Below are 13,191 nucleotides of genomic sequence, written 5' to 3' on the forward strand. Positions count from 1 at the left end.
GCGTCCTGACATGTCCGACAGCGAGGAGACGCCGCATCGCGTCGAACGGCCGCGCGATTCCGGCGGCCCGACGCCGCTCGGTATCTATAACCGGCCAAAGACCGAGCTCCTGACGGAGATCGAGCTGATCGCCATCGCCCTCAGCGCGGTCTGGCTGCTCGGGGTCGGTGCCTTCTACTTGTTCGCCAGGGAGGCCAATCCGGCCGCGGTGGAGGCCGGGGGGACGCTGCGCCTTGTGATGGTGCTGCTTGCCGTCTTCATGCCGCTGGCGCTGATCTGGGTCGCGGCGGTGGCGGTGCGCGCCAGCCGGGTGATGCGCGAGGAAAGCGATCGTCTGCAGGCGGCGATAGACGCGATCCGCCATGCCTATATCGCCCAGCAGCAGGGTCACAACCGTCGCGGCGACGCTGCCGCTTCGCGCAGACAGGCCGATAGATCCGCCACGAGCCCGGTCGAAGCCACGCCGCCGATGCCGCAGCCGGTCGCCACCGATCCGCGGCGCGACCCCGCATCGGACGCGCGCCCGGCCGAAGAACAGCCGGCGCTGGCGCTCGGCACCCAGGCCGGCGACATGACGCCGCCGCTCTCCAAGGAGGATTTCATCCGCGCGATGAACTTTCCCGAGACTGCCGAGGACAAGGAAGGCTTCGCTGCGCTGCGCCGGGCGCTCAAGGATCGCGGTGCCGCGCATCTGATCCAGGCAGCGCAGGATGTGCTGACCCTGCTCAGCCAGGATGGCATCTACATGGACGATCTTAACCCCGACCGGGCACGCCCCGAGGTCTGGCGCCAGTTCGCCGAAGGCGCCCGCGGCCGCACGATCGCGCCGCTTGGCGGCATCCACGACAAGGCCGCGCTCGCCATGTGCAACGGGCGGATGAAGCAGGACCCGATCTTCCGCGATGCGGCGCATCATTTCCTGCGGCGGTTCGACCGTATCTTCGCGGAATTCGAGAAAGAGGCGAGCGACAGCGAGATCTCCAATCTTTCCGATACCCGTACCGCGCGCGCCTTCATGCTGCTTGGGCGCTGCGCGGGCACGTTCGACTGACGCCGCGCCGCCCACGTGGCATCAGAGCCCGAAACTGTCATAGGGAATGTAGCGCACCGGATCGCCCGGCGCGATCTCCAGGGCAGCTTCGGGCAGTTCCACCAATCCTTCCGCCCAGCTCAGCCCGCTGATCCGGCCCGAGCCTTCGGAGGCGAAGACCTCGGCCCTGCCGTCGCGGATCCGGGCGCGCAGATATTCGCGCCGCCCCGCCTTCTTGCGCTTGGCGAAGCCGGCGGGCACCTCGAACCCCTGCGGCTCACGCCAGCCTTCCCCGGCCAGCAGCGCCATGGCCGGGCGCGCGAAGACCAGCGTGCAGACCAGCGCCGCCACCGGATTGCCCGGCAGGCCGAAGACCGGGACGCCGTTCCAGACCCCGAGCGCCAGCGGCCGCCCCGGCTTAACCGCGATGCGCCAGAGTGCCAGTGCTCCGGCTTCTTCGAGCAGGGCAGAGACGTGATCCTCGTCCCCGGCAGAAGCACCGCCGCTGGTCAGGATCACATCGGCATCCTGCGCCGCGCAGTCGAGACGGTCCCGCAGCGCGGCGCGGTCATCCGCGGCACGGCCGAGATCGACCGGCTCATAGCCGAACCGCCGCGCCAGTCCGAGCAGCATCGGACGGTTGGCGTCATAGATCTGACCGCTTCCCGCATCTTCGCCGCTCTCGACCAGCTCATCGCCGGTGGACAGCACCCCGACCCGCAGGCGCCGCCGCACCGGCAGCTCCGCCAACCCGGTGGCCGCCAACAGCGCCAGTTCCGGCGGGCGGATGCGTGCCCCGGCCCGCAGCACCGGTTCCCCCGCCTGCACGTCTTCCCCGGCGCGCCGCGTGTTCGCTCCCTGTCGCACGGGGCCGGAAAAGCGGATCTGCCCCGGCTCGCGCAGCACGTCTTCCTGCAACACAACGGTATCGACGCCCTCGGGCAGCGCCGCGCCGGTCAGCACCCGGATCGCATGGCCTTGCCGCAGCTCCACCGGCGCATCCCCGGCAGCGGCGCGCCCTTCCATCAATGGCAAAGCATGGGTCCCGGCTTCGCGCCCCCCGGCGAAACCATAGCCATCGACCGCGGTATTGGGCAGCGGTGGGTTGGCGCGTAGCGCATCCACATCTGCCGCCGCAATCCGCCCAAGCGCCTCGGAGAGGGGCAATGTCTCGCGACCGGTCAGGGGGTGGAGACGCTCCTTGAGCACCGCCAGCGCCTCCTCCACCGGGGTCCAATGGACGCCCGGCGGCAGGGCAAAACAATCGTTGCGCAGCGGCGGCGGCGCTTCGGCGGTCAGGTCGGCCTCATGGCCGAGACCGAAGATCCATCCTTCCTCGGGAGCGTTCACATCGAGAATATCGGCCAGCGTCGCGGCGGGCAGGGCCGCGATCTGACGGGCCGCTTCGCTGACTTGCCAGGCGTCCTTGACCTGCCCCGCCGGGGCCGGACCGACGGTGAGCGAGGGCCAGACCTCGACAAAGGCAATCGGTGCGTCAAGCCGCTCGAAGGGCCAGACCCTGACCGTAAAAGCGCGGCGCAGCCGTGCCAGCACCGGCAGCCCCATGAACACCTGCGAACCGACCGCCCCGGCCCCGGCCATCTGCCAGCAGGTAAAGGCCCCGTTCGCGCGATGCTCACAGGCGCGTTTGTCCGCAAAGGGGTTATGATACCCCTCCTTGCGGCGCGGCAGCCCGTCGATGTCCCGCGCCAGACCATTGCCCCAGAACGGCCCGTTGCCGCCCAGCTGACGGTTGATCTCGCCCGCCAGATCGAAACGGTTATTGGCTTCCGGCGCATCCTCGATCCGCGCGCCGAACCAGTCCCAGAGCGCCAGAGGGTCTTCGCAGCCGGTGAGAGCGCCGCAAAAGCCCTTCGGATAGCCGAAGGGAAAGTCGAAACCGGCCAGCAGCCGGCGCTCCGCCGCCAGCTCACTTGCGAAAAAATCCGACAGCCAGCGCTCGGCTTCCTGACGGTTGCACAGATAGACCGGCGGCTCCGCCGCGCCGCCCCGGTTGACCCCGGCCCAGATCGCATCAGCCTTGGGGCTGGCGCCGCGGTCCTTGCCGCCGGACCAATCGACAATCAGGATCGTGTCAAAGCGGCTCACAACCCGACCTCCGCAAGAATGAAACCGGCGATGGCGGCGGTGTCGTTGAGATCAAACACCGGGCGATCAAGCGTCAGGGCCACATCGCTCGCCACCGCCCGCACGCTTGGATCATCCGGCGCGATCAGCGGATTGCCGGTCTCGGCGCGATGCGCTTCCACTTTCGGATGCTGGTCGCGTTTGTAGCCTTCGATCAGCACCAGATCGACAGGGCTCAGCCGGGTCAGCAGGTCCTCCAGCGTCGGCTCTTCCTCGCCCTGCAGCTCGTGCATCAATGCGAACCGATTGCGCGACGCCAAAAGCACTTCGCGCGCCCCGGCGACGCGGTGACGGTGGCTGTCCTTGCCGGGGTGATCGACATCGAAACTGTGATGCGCGTGCTTGACGGTGGAGACCGAAAAACCGCGCCCGGTGATCTCGCTGACCAACCGCTCCATCAACCCGGTCTTGCCCGCGTTCTTCCAGCCGACGACGCCATAGAGCCTCACAGCATCGCCTCCGCGCGGTCCAAATCTTCGGGCGTGTTGACGTTGAAAAAGGCGTCCGCCTCGGCGAACAGCGCCTGCTGCGCGCCATGCCGGTCGGTCCATTGCACGACCTTGCGCAGACCGCCCTGCAACGCATCGCGAAGGTCCTCACGCAATGCCACCGGCCAGAGACCGAAAGTCGGATGCCGCGAGATGCCGCGCTCCGGGTCCGGCGTCGCGGCCAGCGCCAATGGGTGGTCCATACCTTCTGCCGCCAGCAACAATTGCGGCACCAGATCGCAAGGGAAAAACGGCGTGTCGGCGGCGACGGTCACGATGCTCTCGCCGCCCTGTGCCGCCGCCCAGTCGAGCCCGGCGAGCACGCCGGCCAGCGGTCCGACGAAACCCTCGATGGAATCGCCCAGCACCGGCAGGCCGAGCCCGCCAAAACGCGCCGGATCGCCATTGGCATTGAGCGCGAGCCCCGCGACCTGCGGTTCGATCCGTGCGATCACGTGGCTGAGCAGCGTGCCCTGCCCGAGTGCCAGCAAGCCCTTGTCACCGCCACCCATACGCCGTGCCTGACCGCCGGCCAGAATCACCCCCAAAGGCTGTTTCATTTCGCCCCCTTGTGCCCGGCGCGGCGCGGTTCATCGGCGATCTGGCTCGGGTCGGCATCGCGGATCAGCCGTTTCTCTCCGCTGAGGCAGACGAAACGCTGTCCGCGCATCCGCCCGATCAGCGTGAGCCCGACCTGCTGGGCGATCTCCACCCCCCAGGCGGTGAAACCGGAGCGCGACGCCAGCACCGGAATGCCCATCATCGCGGTCTTGATCACCATTTCCGAGGTCAGCCGCCCGGTGGTGTAGAGTATCTTGTCCCCCGGCCCGACCTTCTCGGAAAGCATCCAGCCGGCGATCTTGTCGACCGCATTGTGGCGTCCGACATCTTCCATATAGACAAGCGGACGATCCTGATGGCACAGCACCGTGCCATGGATCGCCCCGGCTTCGAGATAGAGGCTCGGGGTGCGATTGATCTGCGCGCTGAGCGCATAGAGCCAAGAGCTGCGCAATTGCGTATCCGGCAGGCGCACGTTCTCGAGCCCCTCCATCATATCGCCGAAGACCGTGCCGACGGCGCAGCCGCTGGTCCGGGTCTTCTTCTTCAGCTTGTCCTCGTAATCCGTGGCCCGTTCGGTGCGCACCACGACGGTTTCGAGTTCCTCGTCATAATCGACGCGGGTAATCGCCTCGCCATCGCGCAGCATCCCCTGATTGCGCAGGAAGCCGAGTGCCAGGTATTCCGGGTAATCGCCGATGGTCATCGCCGTGACGATCTCCTGCGCGTTGAGGAAAATCGTCAGCGGGCGTTCCTCGACCACGCGGATCGTCGTTAGCGCGCCGGTGTGGTCCACCCCTTCGACAGCACGGGTCAGCCGCGGCGCCTTCGGATCCGGGGCGATCAGATAATCGGAAACGTCGGGTTCTCGGGACAATTGCATCCTCCTTGGCCAGCCGCTAAGCGTCAGGGGCAATCTAGGGGCAACGCATGGCCATCACCACCACCAAATCCGCCTATTTCAAAGGCGTAGCCGACGCGCTCCCTTTCGTGCTGGTGATCATGCCTTTTGCGGCGCTGTTCGGCATCCTGGCGAACGAAGCCGGGCTCAGCGTGATCGAGACGCTGGCGTTTTCGGTCATGGTGATCGCCGGGGCGGCGCAATTCACCGCGCTGCAGCTGATGCAGGAACATGCGCCGACGCTCATCGTGCTCGCTTCGGCGCTGGCGGTAAACCTGCGCATGGCGATGTATTCGGCGTCCCTCACCCCCTATATCGGCGCGGCACCGCTGTGGCAGCGGGCGCTGGCCGCTTATCTGACCGTCGATCAGGCCTATATCTGCGCCATCGCGCAATATGAGAAGGCGCCGCAGATGAGCGTGCCGCAGCGCATGGCCTATTTCTTCGGCGCGGCCACGCCGGTGGCGCCATTGTGGTACGGGTTCACCCTGATCGGGGCGCTGCTCGGCACCAAGGTGCCGGAAAGCTGGGCGCTTGATTTCGCGCTGCCGATCACCTTTCTGGCCATGATCGCGCCGATGTTCCGCACACTTGCCCATGTGGTCGCGGCCCTGGTCGCGGTACTGGTCAGCCTGCTGGCGGTCTCGGTGCCCTATTCGCTCGGGCTGATCCTTGCGGGGATCGCCGGGATGGTGGCCGGGGCGCAGACCGAGCTCTGGCTCGAACGGTGGCGCGAGGCGAAGGCATGAGCGGCACTGTGGAAATCTGGATCGTGATCATCGGGCTCGGGCTCGGCAGTTTCGCGCTGCGCTTCGTCTTTACCGGATTGATCGGCGAACGTGCGATGACCCCCGGCCTGCTGCGGCATCTGCGCTATACGGCGGTGGCGATCCTGCCTGCCCTGGTGGCGCCCCAGGTGTTCTGGCCCGCCGCGACCGACGGCGCACCCGACCCCGCGAGAATGGCCGCCGCCGCGGTGACCCTGCTGGTCGGGCTCACCAGCAAGAACGTTTTCGCCGCCATCCTCTCGGGCGCCGCAACCCTCTACGCATGGTTGTATCTACTCGGCTAAAGCCGAGTATCTCATAACCAGCGGGCGCGCCCTCTCAAGGGCACCTCCCAACCATCCGGCACGCGCTCTGAAGAGCACCTCTAGATCCGCCACCGTGCGCCCCCTCCCGCGCACCTCCAAGACACGCGCGCACGCCTTCACCGGCGCATCCCTGAAGCAACGCGAAATCCCTCACCGGATTATCCCAAAATCTATCCGTCGAACGCCCCGAACCCGCCCCGCGATCAGGGCTGCAATTGTGCCGCCTGTACCGCGTCGATCACGTCGCCCGCGTCATCTTCGTAATACCGCGTGGTGCTGACCCCCGGCAGGGTCTCGAACTGCGCCATCAGCTTGGTCGGATAGAAGGTCGAGTGGATCTGCCCGAAACCGGGGATGCTGGAAAGCAGCGCCGTGGTCGATTTCGTGCAATAGGCGCCGGGCACCGCGCCATTGGCCATGACCAACTGCAAGGCCCTCTCGGCCTGGGCGGGGGTTACTTCGATATTCTGGCTGACCACGTGGTAGCTTGCCCGGGCATGGGCCGATTTATAGGTCTGCAGCCATGTCGGCGTGATCCCGTAGAGCACATCGCCGCGTTCGACCACGCGTGGGTCGCGAAACGAACCGGCCGGGTCGAAGATCACCTGTTGTGATGCGTTGACCAGCAGCGCGCTATGTCCGCCGCTGCCGGTCCGGTTGTTGACCATCGTAAAGAGCGTGAGGCTTGGCGGGCCGGGCGCCCGATAGGCGGCGGCCGCCACCGCTTCGGGCGGGCTGTCCTTGCCATTGTCCGCGGCACAACCGGCGAGCGTGCCGACACAGGCCAGAACGAGAAATAAACGCTTCACTGGTTACTCCGTCACGAGGACGAGGGGCGCGGATCTCAGCCGATGAAGATCGCCATCAGAACCAGCAGGACGATCAGGAAGATCACCGTGCGGGTGACAAAGGTCATGAAACCTTCGAAGGTCTTTTCCTGGGTGCTGGAATCCATGGTGCCATGTTCGTGTTCGGCCATCGTTGCGGTCCTCGTGAATTGATTTAGCGGCTGATTAGCCTATTCGCACATCCGTGTCACGCCATCAACGCGGCACTTTGACCGGCAAGGCGCGATTGGCCAAATGGTTTCAGGATGCGGCGGCATTGGCCTTTTCGAGGTCTTCCACCAGCCGGAAGCCGATGCGGTTGGGCTTCTCGTCCTTGATCTCCTTGGGCAACGCACGCAGCACCACGTTGAGCTGGCTGACATGCTGCACAAGCTGGGTGCGCCCGCCGGTCGGATCGGCGCCGTAGAAGGTCACGATATCGGGATCGAAATAGCCCATCCCCTCGATCCGCAGCACGCCGGTACCGGCCCCTGAGCCGGTAAAACCCATCGCCACCTCATGCTCGTTGTCGAGCTGCTCCTCGAAATTTTTCAGATAGAGCACCACCCGCTCATAGGCCCATTGCGCCGGGGATTTCTTGCTTACCGGGGTGTCGCTGACGCATTTCGGGACTTCCCGGTCCTGCGCCCTGGTCCGTTCGGGGTCGGTGTGGGCCTCGTAAAGCCGCGGCAGGGCGTCCGCCTCATAGGCCTCGGCCGCCGTTCTGATCTCGTCGCTCATCCCTCACCTCTTGCGTTGATAGACCCAGGCGCCATCCTCACGCATGTGTCGCGTGGCCAGGCCGCTCTGGTAAAGGTGGCTCAAATGCGCGACCGCTTCAACCAGCGCGAGACCGTATTCCGCCTCGCCGATCTCGCGTTTGAACAACGGGGCGAAACATTCCGCCGCCGCATGAGGGGTCTCTATAAAGGACAGCAGCCGTTTCAGCGCGCCGTGGTGATTGTCGATCAGCTGGCGCATCCGCGTCGGCAGGCCGGTGAAGGGCAGTTTGTGCCCGCCGAGCACCAGATGATCCTCGCGCGCCAGCGGCGCCAGCCGTTCGCAGGCCTCCAGCCATTCGCCGATCGGGTCGGCCATAGGTTCGGTCGGATAGACGCCGACATTCGGGCTGATCGAGGGCAGGATCTGATCGCCCGCGATCACGAGGTTGTCGTCACGGCTCCAGAAGGTCGCGTGTTCAGGCGCGTGGCCGTTGCCGATATGCACGTCCCAGGTCCGGCCGCCCATTTTGACGCTGCTGCCCTGCTTGATCCGCGTATAGCCCAGCGGCAGCGGCGCCACGACATCGGAGAAATTGAACGGCCGCTCGCGGCTGCGCTTTTCATATATCTCACTGCGCATCCCGGACTTGCGATAGAAGGACAGCGATTCCGCTGCCGGAACCTCCTGCTCATCCAGCGTCAGCATCCGCGCGGTCAGCCAGGCGGTGCGTGTGGTGACCAGCTCGGCACCGAACTCGCTTTGAAACCAGCCCGCAAGCCCGATGTGATCGGGGTGGTGATGGGTCACGACCACCCGGCGCACCGGCTTGCCGCCGAGCGGCCCGGCCATGATCTCCCGCCAGATTGCCTTGGTCTTCTTCGAGGCGAACCCGGTGTCGATGATGCTCCAGTGATCGCCCTCATCAAGCGCATAGACATTGACGTGATCGAGCTTCATCGGCAGCGGCAGCCGCAGCCAGAGCACCCCCGGCGCCACCTCGATGCCGGCACCATGTTCCGGCGGTTCATCCCAGGGATAGCGCAGCCCCTCGGGGGCACGGGTCTTCGTCACGTTGTTCATCAGGCGGCCAATTCTTCTGCACTCATCGCGAACAACTCTGTCTCACCTGCCTGGGCATGGGTCAACAGCCCGACATGTTCGGGCAGCAGACGCTGGATGTAGAACCGCGCCAGTTTCTCACGTGCCCCGCCCCGGTCGGCCATCGCCGCCTTCAGATGCAGATGCCCGCCCAGCACCCGCGCAAAGCCGCGCAGATAGGGCACGGCGCCGGCAAAACGGGTGTTCAGATTGTCCTGCGACACCAGCCATTCCGTCGCCTCGCGCAGCGTCTCGCTGGCCTGCCAGACCGCATCGGCCATGTTGGGGAAAACCTCCCGCGCGGCCTCGGCATCGGCCTCGATCTCGTCGAGCAGCCGCGACGCTGCCTCGCCGCCATCCATCATCTTGCGCGCCACGAGGTCCATCGCCTGGATACCGTTGGTGCCTTCATAGATCGCCGTGACCCGGACATCGCGGCTGAATTGCGCGGCGCCGGTTTCTTCGATGAACCCCATGCCGCCATGCACCTGCACGCCCATCTCTGCCACCGCAATGCCGGTATCGGTGCCGAAAGCCTTGGTGATCGGGGTCAGGAAGGCCGCCCGCGCAGCCCAATCCGCGCCGCCGGTGGCGCGTGCCATGTCACTGGCGAAGGCACAGCTCAGGGCAATCGCCCGCGCCGCAAAAACATCTGCCTTCATGCTCAGCAACATGCGCCGCACATCGGCGTGATCGACGATCGTGCCGGTGCCGCCCTCGCCCGTGCGTCCCTGCTTGCGCTCCAGCGCATAGGCCAGCGCATGCTGATAGGCGCCCTCGGCCGCGCCGATCCCCTGCCCACCCACGCCGAGCCGCGCATTGTTCATCATGGTAAACATTGCCGCCATACCGCCCTGTTCCGCGCCGATCAGCCAGCCGACGGCGTCGTCATATTGCATCACCGCGGTCGGCGATCCGTGCAGCCCCATCTTGTGCTCGAGACTGACCACGCTCACGCCATTGCGCTTGCCAGGGTTGCCCTCGGAATCGGGAACGAACTTCGGGACTAAGAACAGGCTGATCCCCTTGGTTCCGGCAGGCGCACCGGGAAGCCGCGCCAGCACCAGATGGCAGACATTCTCGGCCAGATCATTGTCGCCCCAGCTGATATAGATCTTCTGGCCCGAGACCGCATAAGTTCCGTCGCCCCTCTCCTCCGCCTTGCAGGACAGCGCGCCGACATCCGACCCCGCCTGCGGTTCGGTCAGGTTCATCGTGCCGGTCCATTCGCCGCTGATCAGCTTGGGCAGGTAAAGCGCCTTGACCGCATCCGAGGCGTGATGCTCCAGCGCCTCGATCTGGCCCTGACTCATCAACGGCGCAAGTTGCAGCGACAGGCAGGCGCCCGCCATCATCTCGTTGACCGCCGAGGTCAGCGTCATGGGCAGCCCCATGCCGCCATATTCGGGATCCGCCGACATGCCGATCCAACCGCCCTCTGCAATCGCCTTGAACCCTTCGGCGAAACCGGGCGAGGTGCGTACCACGCCATTCTCCAACTTCGCCGGATGCAGATCGCCATTGCGCTGGAGCGGTGCGAGCACCGTATCGCAGAGCTTGCCCGCCTCGCCGAGGATCGCCCGCGTCACATCATCGGTCGCCTCCGCAAAGCGTTCGGTCTGGCGCAGCGCCTCGAAATCCACCACGTGATCGAACAGAAAATTGAAATCTTCCACGGCGGCGCGGTATGGCATGGGTCTTCTCCTGAGAAAGGGCCGCTCTTGGCAAGCCCGACGTCACCCTGATATGGGCAGAGGGGATCTGTGCAACAGCATGAAACGCCACGTTCTTACCCGCAACCCAAAACGCGGCGTCACGAGAGAACCGATGAGCCAAGCGACCAAAATCCTCCGCCCCGACGCTCCCGGCCTCGCCGAGGCCGCCGCCCTGCTGCGCGCCGGGCGGCTCGTCGCCTTCCCGACCGAAACCGTCTACGGGCTCGGCGCCGATGCGCGCAATGGTCAGGCGGTGGCGGGGATCTATGCCGCCAAGGGAAGGCCGAGCTTCAATCCGCTGATCGTCCATCTCGCCGATCCGGAAGAAGCGCGCCGCTATGTACGCTGGAACGATGCAGCCGAGATCCTCGCCTCCGCCTTCTGGCCCGGCCCGCTGACGCTGGTGCTGCCGCTGCGCGCGGGGCACGGCCTCTCCTCGCTCGTGACTGCCGGGCTCGACAGCCTGGCGCTGCGGGTACCGGAACACGAGAATGCACGGCGTCTTCTGAAGGCTTTCGATGGCCCGCTCGCCGCGCCCTCGGCCAATCCGTCAGGCCGGATCAGCGCCACCAGCGCCGCCCATGTGCTTACCGGTCTTGATGGGAAGATCGCCGCGATACTCGATGACGGCCCCTGCACGGTCGGGCTGGAGAGCACCATCATTGGCCTCACCGGGTCACGACCGAGCCTGCTGCGCGCCGGCGGTCTGCCGCCCGAGGCCCTCGAAGCCGCCCTCGGCGCGGCACCGGACGTGGTCAGCGGCGCCGAAATCATTGCCCCCGGCCAGCTGCAATCCCATTACGCCCCCGCAGCCGCGGTGCGCCTTGACGCGCAGGTCGCGCGCAAGGGCGAAGCGCTGCTCGGATTTGGTCATATGGACTGCACCCTCAACCTCTCACCCGGCGGCGATCTGACCGAGGCTGCCGCCAACCTGTTTGAATATCTGCATCGGCTCGATGCGCTGCAAAAGCCGATTGCGGTCGCACCGATCCCCGATCATGGCCTGGGCCGCGCGATCAACGACCGTCTGCGCCGCGCCGCCGCGCCGCGCTGAGCCGTTCAGGCCCGCCCGGCCGAAGACGACAGCCCGAGCGGATCGATCCCGATCGAATTCAACGCCGCCCCCCATTTCTTGGCATCGGGCTGATCGAAGACCAACGCCATACCGGCATCGCAGGTCAGCCAGCCATTCTGCGCAATCTCCGCCTCGAGCTGCCCGGGGCCCCAGCCGGCATAGCCGAGCATCAACAGCGCCCGCTCCGGGCCGAGCCCCGCGGCAATCGCCTCCAATATGTCGAGCGTCGCGGTCATTGCAAATCCGTCCGCGACCTCCAGCGTCTGCATCGCCGAGCGGTACTCGTCCGAATGCAGCACGAAACCCCGCCCTGTCTCCACCGGCCCGCCGATATGCACGCCAAGCTCGGACTGCCCCTCGGCGGGTTCGGAGACCAACTGATCGAGCACATCGGAGAGCCGCAGGTCCGGCGCCGGGCGGTTGACGATCAGCCCCATGGCGCCATCCTCGGAATGCGCGCAAAGATAGATGACCGCATGGGAAAACCGCGGGTCTCCCATGCCCGGCATCGCCACCAGCAACTTGCCGGTCAGATCCATCTCCTTGCTGTCCACGGGGCCTCCCTTCACCGCAATATCCTCCAACAATGGCCCTGCGACGGCGATCTGACAAGAGCAGCGCCGCAGTTCCGCGCAATATGGATAATGCAAACGTGACTTGGCAGGCGCTGCAAACTGGCGCATCTAGAGGTCATGCTGATCTCACGTCTCACCGCCCTTTGCCTCCTCTGCCTTACCCCGCTCTCTGCCGGGGCGCAGAATTTGCCCGCGCCCCTGCGCGCCGAAATTCTGCCCGGCTGGCAGCAGCCCGACGGCAGCCGCATCGCCGGGCTCAAATTGTCGCTTGCGCCGGGCTGGAAGACCTATTGGCGTGCGCCGGGCGATGCCGGTATCCCGCCCCGGTTCGATTGGTCGGGATCGGTCAACCTGCAGGGTATCGAGGTCAGCTATCCGACTCCAATCGTGTTCCGGCAAAGCGGCATGCGCAGCATCGGCTACCAGGATCAGGTGATCCTGCCGCTGACAATCCGCCCGCGCGATGCGGACGCACCGGTGATCCTGCAGGCCGATATCGAACTCGGCGTCTGCCTCGACATCTGCATGCCCGAGACGCTCTCGCTGAGCGCCAGGCTCGACGATCCGGGCGCGGCCCCGACCCCGGCCATCGCCGCCGCCCTCGCCCAGCGGCCCTATTCGGCTGCCGAAGCCAATGTGCAGGCCGCCCGCTGCGCCATCAATCCCGGCAAGGACGGTCTGGAGATCGAGGCGCGTCTCGTCCTGCCCAGCACCGGTCGGGAGGAGGTCGTCGTGATCGAGCCGGGCAGACCCGATCTCTGGATGAGCGAGACCGACGTCACCCGCCAGGGTGAACAGCTCACCGCCCGAGGCGATCTCATTGCCCGGGGTGGCGGCGCCCTGGCGCTCGACCGTTCGGCGATCCGCATCACCGTGCTCGGCAGCCAGCGCAGCGTTGAGATCATCGGCTGCGCCCCGGCCTGACCTCTCCTTCTTCTGGCGTCAAATACCTCGGGG

15 protein-coding genes are annotated in these 13,191 nt (G+C 66.2%); 5 read left to right on the plus strand and 10 right to left on the minus strand.

The features are described from left to right. The first annotated feature begins 10 nt into the window (after window positions 1–10). On the plus strand, window positions 11–1,051 hold the full coding sequence (locus tag ACFSUD_RS11570) for a hypothetical protein (protein WP_386374558.1): 1,041 nt from the start codon (window positions 11–13) through the stop codon (window positions 1,049–1,051). 21 nt (window positions 1,052–1,072) lie between these two features. On the opposite strand, the gene ACFSUD_RS11575 is transcribed toward ACFSUD_RS11570, so the two are convergent. The 4 genes from ACFSUD_RS11575 to ACFSUD_RS11590 are packed head-to-tail and all read right to left on the minus strand — an operon-like array spanning window position 1,073 to window position 5,110. Then, entirely contained in the window at window positions 1,073–3,139 is a 2,067-nt protein-coding gene (locus ACFSUD_RS11575) for a molybdopterin-binding protein (protein ID WP_386374560.1), read from the minus strand. Further along, window positions 3,136–3,627 (minus strand): molybdopterin-guanine dinucleotide biosynthesis protein B, encoded by a 492-nt coding sequence (gene mobB / locus ACFSUD_RS11580; protein ID WP_386374562.1) that lies wholly within the window; start codon window positions 3,625–3,627, stop codon window positions 3,136–3,138. Before mobB ends, ACFSUD_RS11575 begins: the two co-directional genes overlap by 4 nt. Next, entirely contained in the window at window positions 3,624–4,226 is a 603-nt protein-coding gene (gene mobA, locus ACFSUD_RS11585) for a molybdenum cofactor guanylyltransferase MobA (protein ID WP_386374564.1), read from the minus strand. The genes mobB and mobA overlap by 4 nt, the downstream gene beginning before the upstream one ends. Further along, window positions 4,223–5,110 (minus strand): formate dehydrogenase accessory sulfurtransferase FdhD, encoded by an 888-nt coding sequence (locus tag ACFSUD_RS11590; protein WP_386374566.1) that lies wholly within the window; start codon window positions 5,108–5,110, stop codon window positions 4,223–4,225. The genes mobA and ACFSUD_RS11590 overlap by 4 nt, the downstream gene beginning before the upstream one ends. A 47-nt stretch (window positions 5,111–5,157) precedes the next feature. On the opposite strand from ACFSUD_RS11590, the gene ACFSUD_RS11595 reads away from it, so the two are divergent. Then, entirely contained in the window at window positions 5,158–5,877 is a 720-nt protein-coding gene (locus ACFSUD_RS11595) for an AzlC family ABC transporter permease (protein WP_386374567.1), read from the plus strand. Further along, the gene (locus ACFSUD_RS11600) at window positions 5,874–6,200 is read left to right on the plus strand and encodes an AzlD domain-containing protein (RefSeq protein ID WP_386374569.1); all 327 of its coding nucleotides are present in this window, start codon (window positions 5,874–5,876) and stop codon (window positions 6,198–6,200) included. Before ACFSUD_RS11595 ends, ACFSUD_RS11600 begins: the two co-directional genes overlap by 4 nt. Window positions 6,201–6,424: 224 nt before the next feature. On the opposite strand, the gene ACFSUD_RS11605 is transcribed toward ACFSUD_RS11600, so the two are convergent. The 5 genes from ACFSUD_RS11605 to ACFSUD_RS11625 all read right to left on the minus strand — a co-directional run bounded on the left by ACFSUD_RS11605 (window position 6,425) and on the right by ACFSUD_RS11625 (window position 10,563). Further along, a complete protein-coding gene (locus ACFSUD_RS11605; protein WP_386374570.1) occupies window positions 6,425–7,030 on the minus strand; it encodes a hypothetical protein in 606 nt (201 codons plus the stop codon). Between the two features lie 35 nt (window positions 7,031–7,065). Continuing rightward, window positions 7,066–7,200 carry an aa3-type cytochrome c oxidase subunit IV gene (locus tag ACFSUD_RS11610; protein ID WP_386374572.1) on the minus strand — a complete coding sequence of 45 codons (135 nt, stop codon included), beginning with the start codon at window positions 7,198–7,200 and terminating at the stop codon, window positions 7,066–7,068. Window positions 7,201–7,309: 109 nt separating this feature from the next. Next, window positions 7,310–7,789: a DUF6173 family protein gene (locus ACFSUD_RS11615; RefSeq protein WP_386374574.1), complete on the minus strand. Its 480-nt coding sequence runs from the start codon at window positions 7,787–7,789 to the stop codon at window positions 7,310–7,312. Window positions 7,790–7,792: 3 nt separating this feature from the next. Beyond that, window positions 7,793–8,851: an MBL fold metallo-hydrolase gene (locus ACFSUD_RS11620; RefSeq protein ID WP_386374576.1), complete on the minus strand. Its 1,059-nt coding sequence runs from the start codon at window positions 8,849–8,851 to the stop codon at window positions 7,793–7,795. After that, window positions 8,851–10,563: an acyl-CoA dehydrogenase gene (locus tag ACFSUD_RS11625; RefSeq protein ID WP_386374578.1), complete on the minus strand. Its 1,713-nt coding sequence runs from the start codon at window positions 10,561–10,563 to the stop codon at window positions 8,851–8,853. The genes ACFSUD_RS11620 and ACFSUD_RS11625 overlap by 1 nt, the downstream gene beginning before the upstream one ends. A 133-nt stretch (window positions 10,564–10,696) precedes the next feature. Between ACFSUD_RS11625 and ACFSUD_RS11630 the strand changes: the two genes are divergently transcribed. After that, window positions 10,697–11,638, plus strand: a complete 942-nt coding sequence (locus ACFSUD_RS11630; RefSeq protein WP_386374580.1) for an L-threonylcarbamoyladenylate synthase — start codon at window positions 10,697–10,699, stop codon at window positions 11,636–11,638. Window positions 11,639–11,643: 5 nt separating this feature from the next. On the opposite strand, the gene ACFSUD_RS11635 is transcribed toward ACFSUD_RS11630, so the two are convergent. Continuing rightward, complete coding sequence (locus tag ACFSUD_RS11635) at window positions 11,644–12,198, minus strand: YqgE/AlgH family protein (protein ID WP_386374722.1); 555 nt, start codon at window positions 12,196–12,198, stop codon at window positions 11,644–11,646. Window positions 12,199–12,351: 153 nt separating this feature from the next. On the opposite strand from ACFSUD_RS11635, the gene ACFSUD_RS11640 reads away from it, so the two are divergent. Continuing rightward, a complete protein-coding gene (locus tag ACFSUD_RS11640) occupies window positions 12,352–13,158 on the plus strand; it encodes a protein-disulfide reductase DsbD domain-containing protein (RefSeq protein ID WP_386374582.1) in 807 nt (268 codons plus the stop codon). Window positions 13,159–13,191 lie beyond the last annotated feature (33 nt).

The sequence above is a fragment of the Sulfitobacter aestuarii genome (assembly GCF_042685005.1).
Lineage (GTDB): Bacteria > Pseudomonadota > Alphaproteobacteria > Rhodobacterales > Rhodobacteraceae > Sulfitobacter > Sulfitobacter aestuarii.

What these genes read in the sequence shown, in the direction of transcription:
- ACFSUD_RS11610 (WP_386374572.1), bottom strand. Translation starts at nt 7,200, where the DNA reads ATGGCCGAACACGAACATGGCACCATGGATTCCAGCACCCAGGAAAAG.
- ACFSUD_RS11630 (WP_386374580.1), top strand. Translation starts at nt 10,697, where the DNA reads ATGAGCCAAGCGACCAAAATCCTCCGCCCCGACGCTCCCGGCCTCGCC.
- ACFSUD_RS11595 (WP_386374567.1), top strand. Translation starts at nt 5,158, where the DNA reads ATGGCCATCACCACCACCAAATCCGCCTATTTCAAAGGCGTAGCCGAC.
- ACFSUD_RS11600 (WP_386374569.1), top strand. Translation starts at nt 5,874, where the DNA reads ATGAGCGGCACTGTGGAAATCTGGATCGTGATCATCGGGCTCGGGCTC.
- ACFSUD_RS11615 (WP_386374574.1), bottom strand. Translation starts at nt 7,789, where the DNA reads ATGAGCGACGAGATCAGAACGGCGGCCGAGGCCTATGAGGCGGACGCC.
- ACFSUD_RS11590 (WP_386374566.1), bottom strand. Translation starts at nt 5,110, where the DNA reads ATGCAATTGTCCCGAGAACCCGACGTTTCCGATTATCTGATCGCCCCG.
- mobA (WP_386374564.1), bottom strand. Translation starts at nt 4,226, where the DNA reads ATGAAACAGCCTTTGGGGGTGATTCTGGCCGGCGGTCAGGCACGGCGT.
- ACFSUD_RS11635 (WP_386374722.1), bottom strand. Translation starts at nt 12,198, where the DNA reads ATGGATCTGACCGGCAAGTTGCTGGTGGCGATGCCGGGCATGGGAGAC.
- ACFSUD_RS11620 (WP_386374576.1), bottom strand. Translation starts at nt 8,851, where the DNA reads ATGAACAACGTGACGAAGACCCGTGCCCCCGAGGGGCTGCGCTATCCC.
- ACFSUD_RS11625 (WP_386374578.1), bottom strand. Translation starts at nt 10,563, where the DNA reads ATGCCATACCGCGCCGCCGTGGAAGATTTCAATTTTCTGTTCGATCAC.
- ACFSUD_RS11570 (WP_386374558.1), top strand. Translation starts at nt 11, where the DNA reads ATGTCCGACAGCGAGGAGACGCCGCATCGCGTCGAACGGCCGCGCGAT.
- ACFSUD_RS11640 (WP_386374582.1), top strand. Translation starts at nt 12,352, where the DNA reads ATGCTGATCTCACGTCTCACCGCCCTTTGCCTCCTCTGCCTTACCCCG.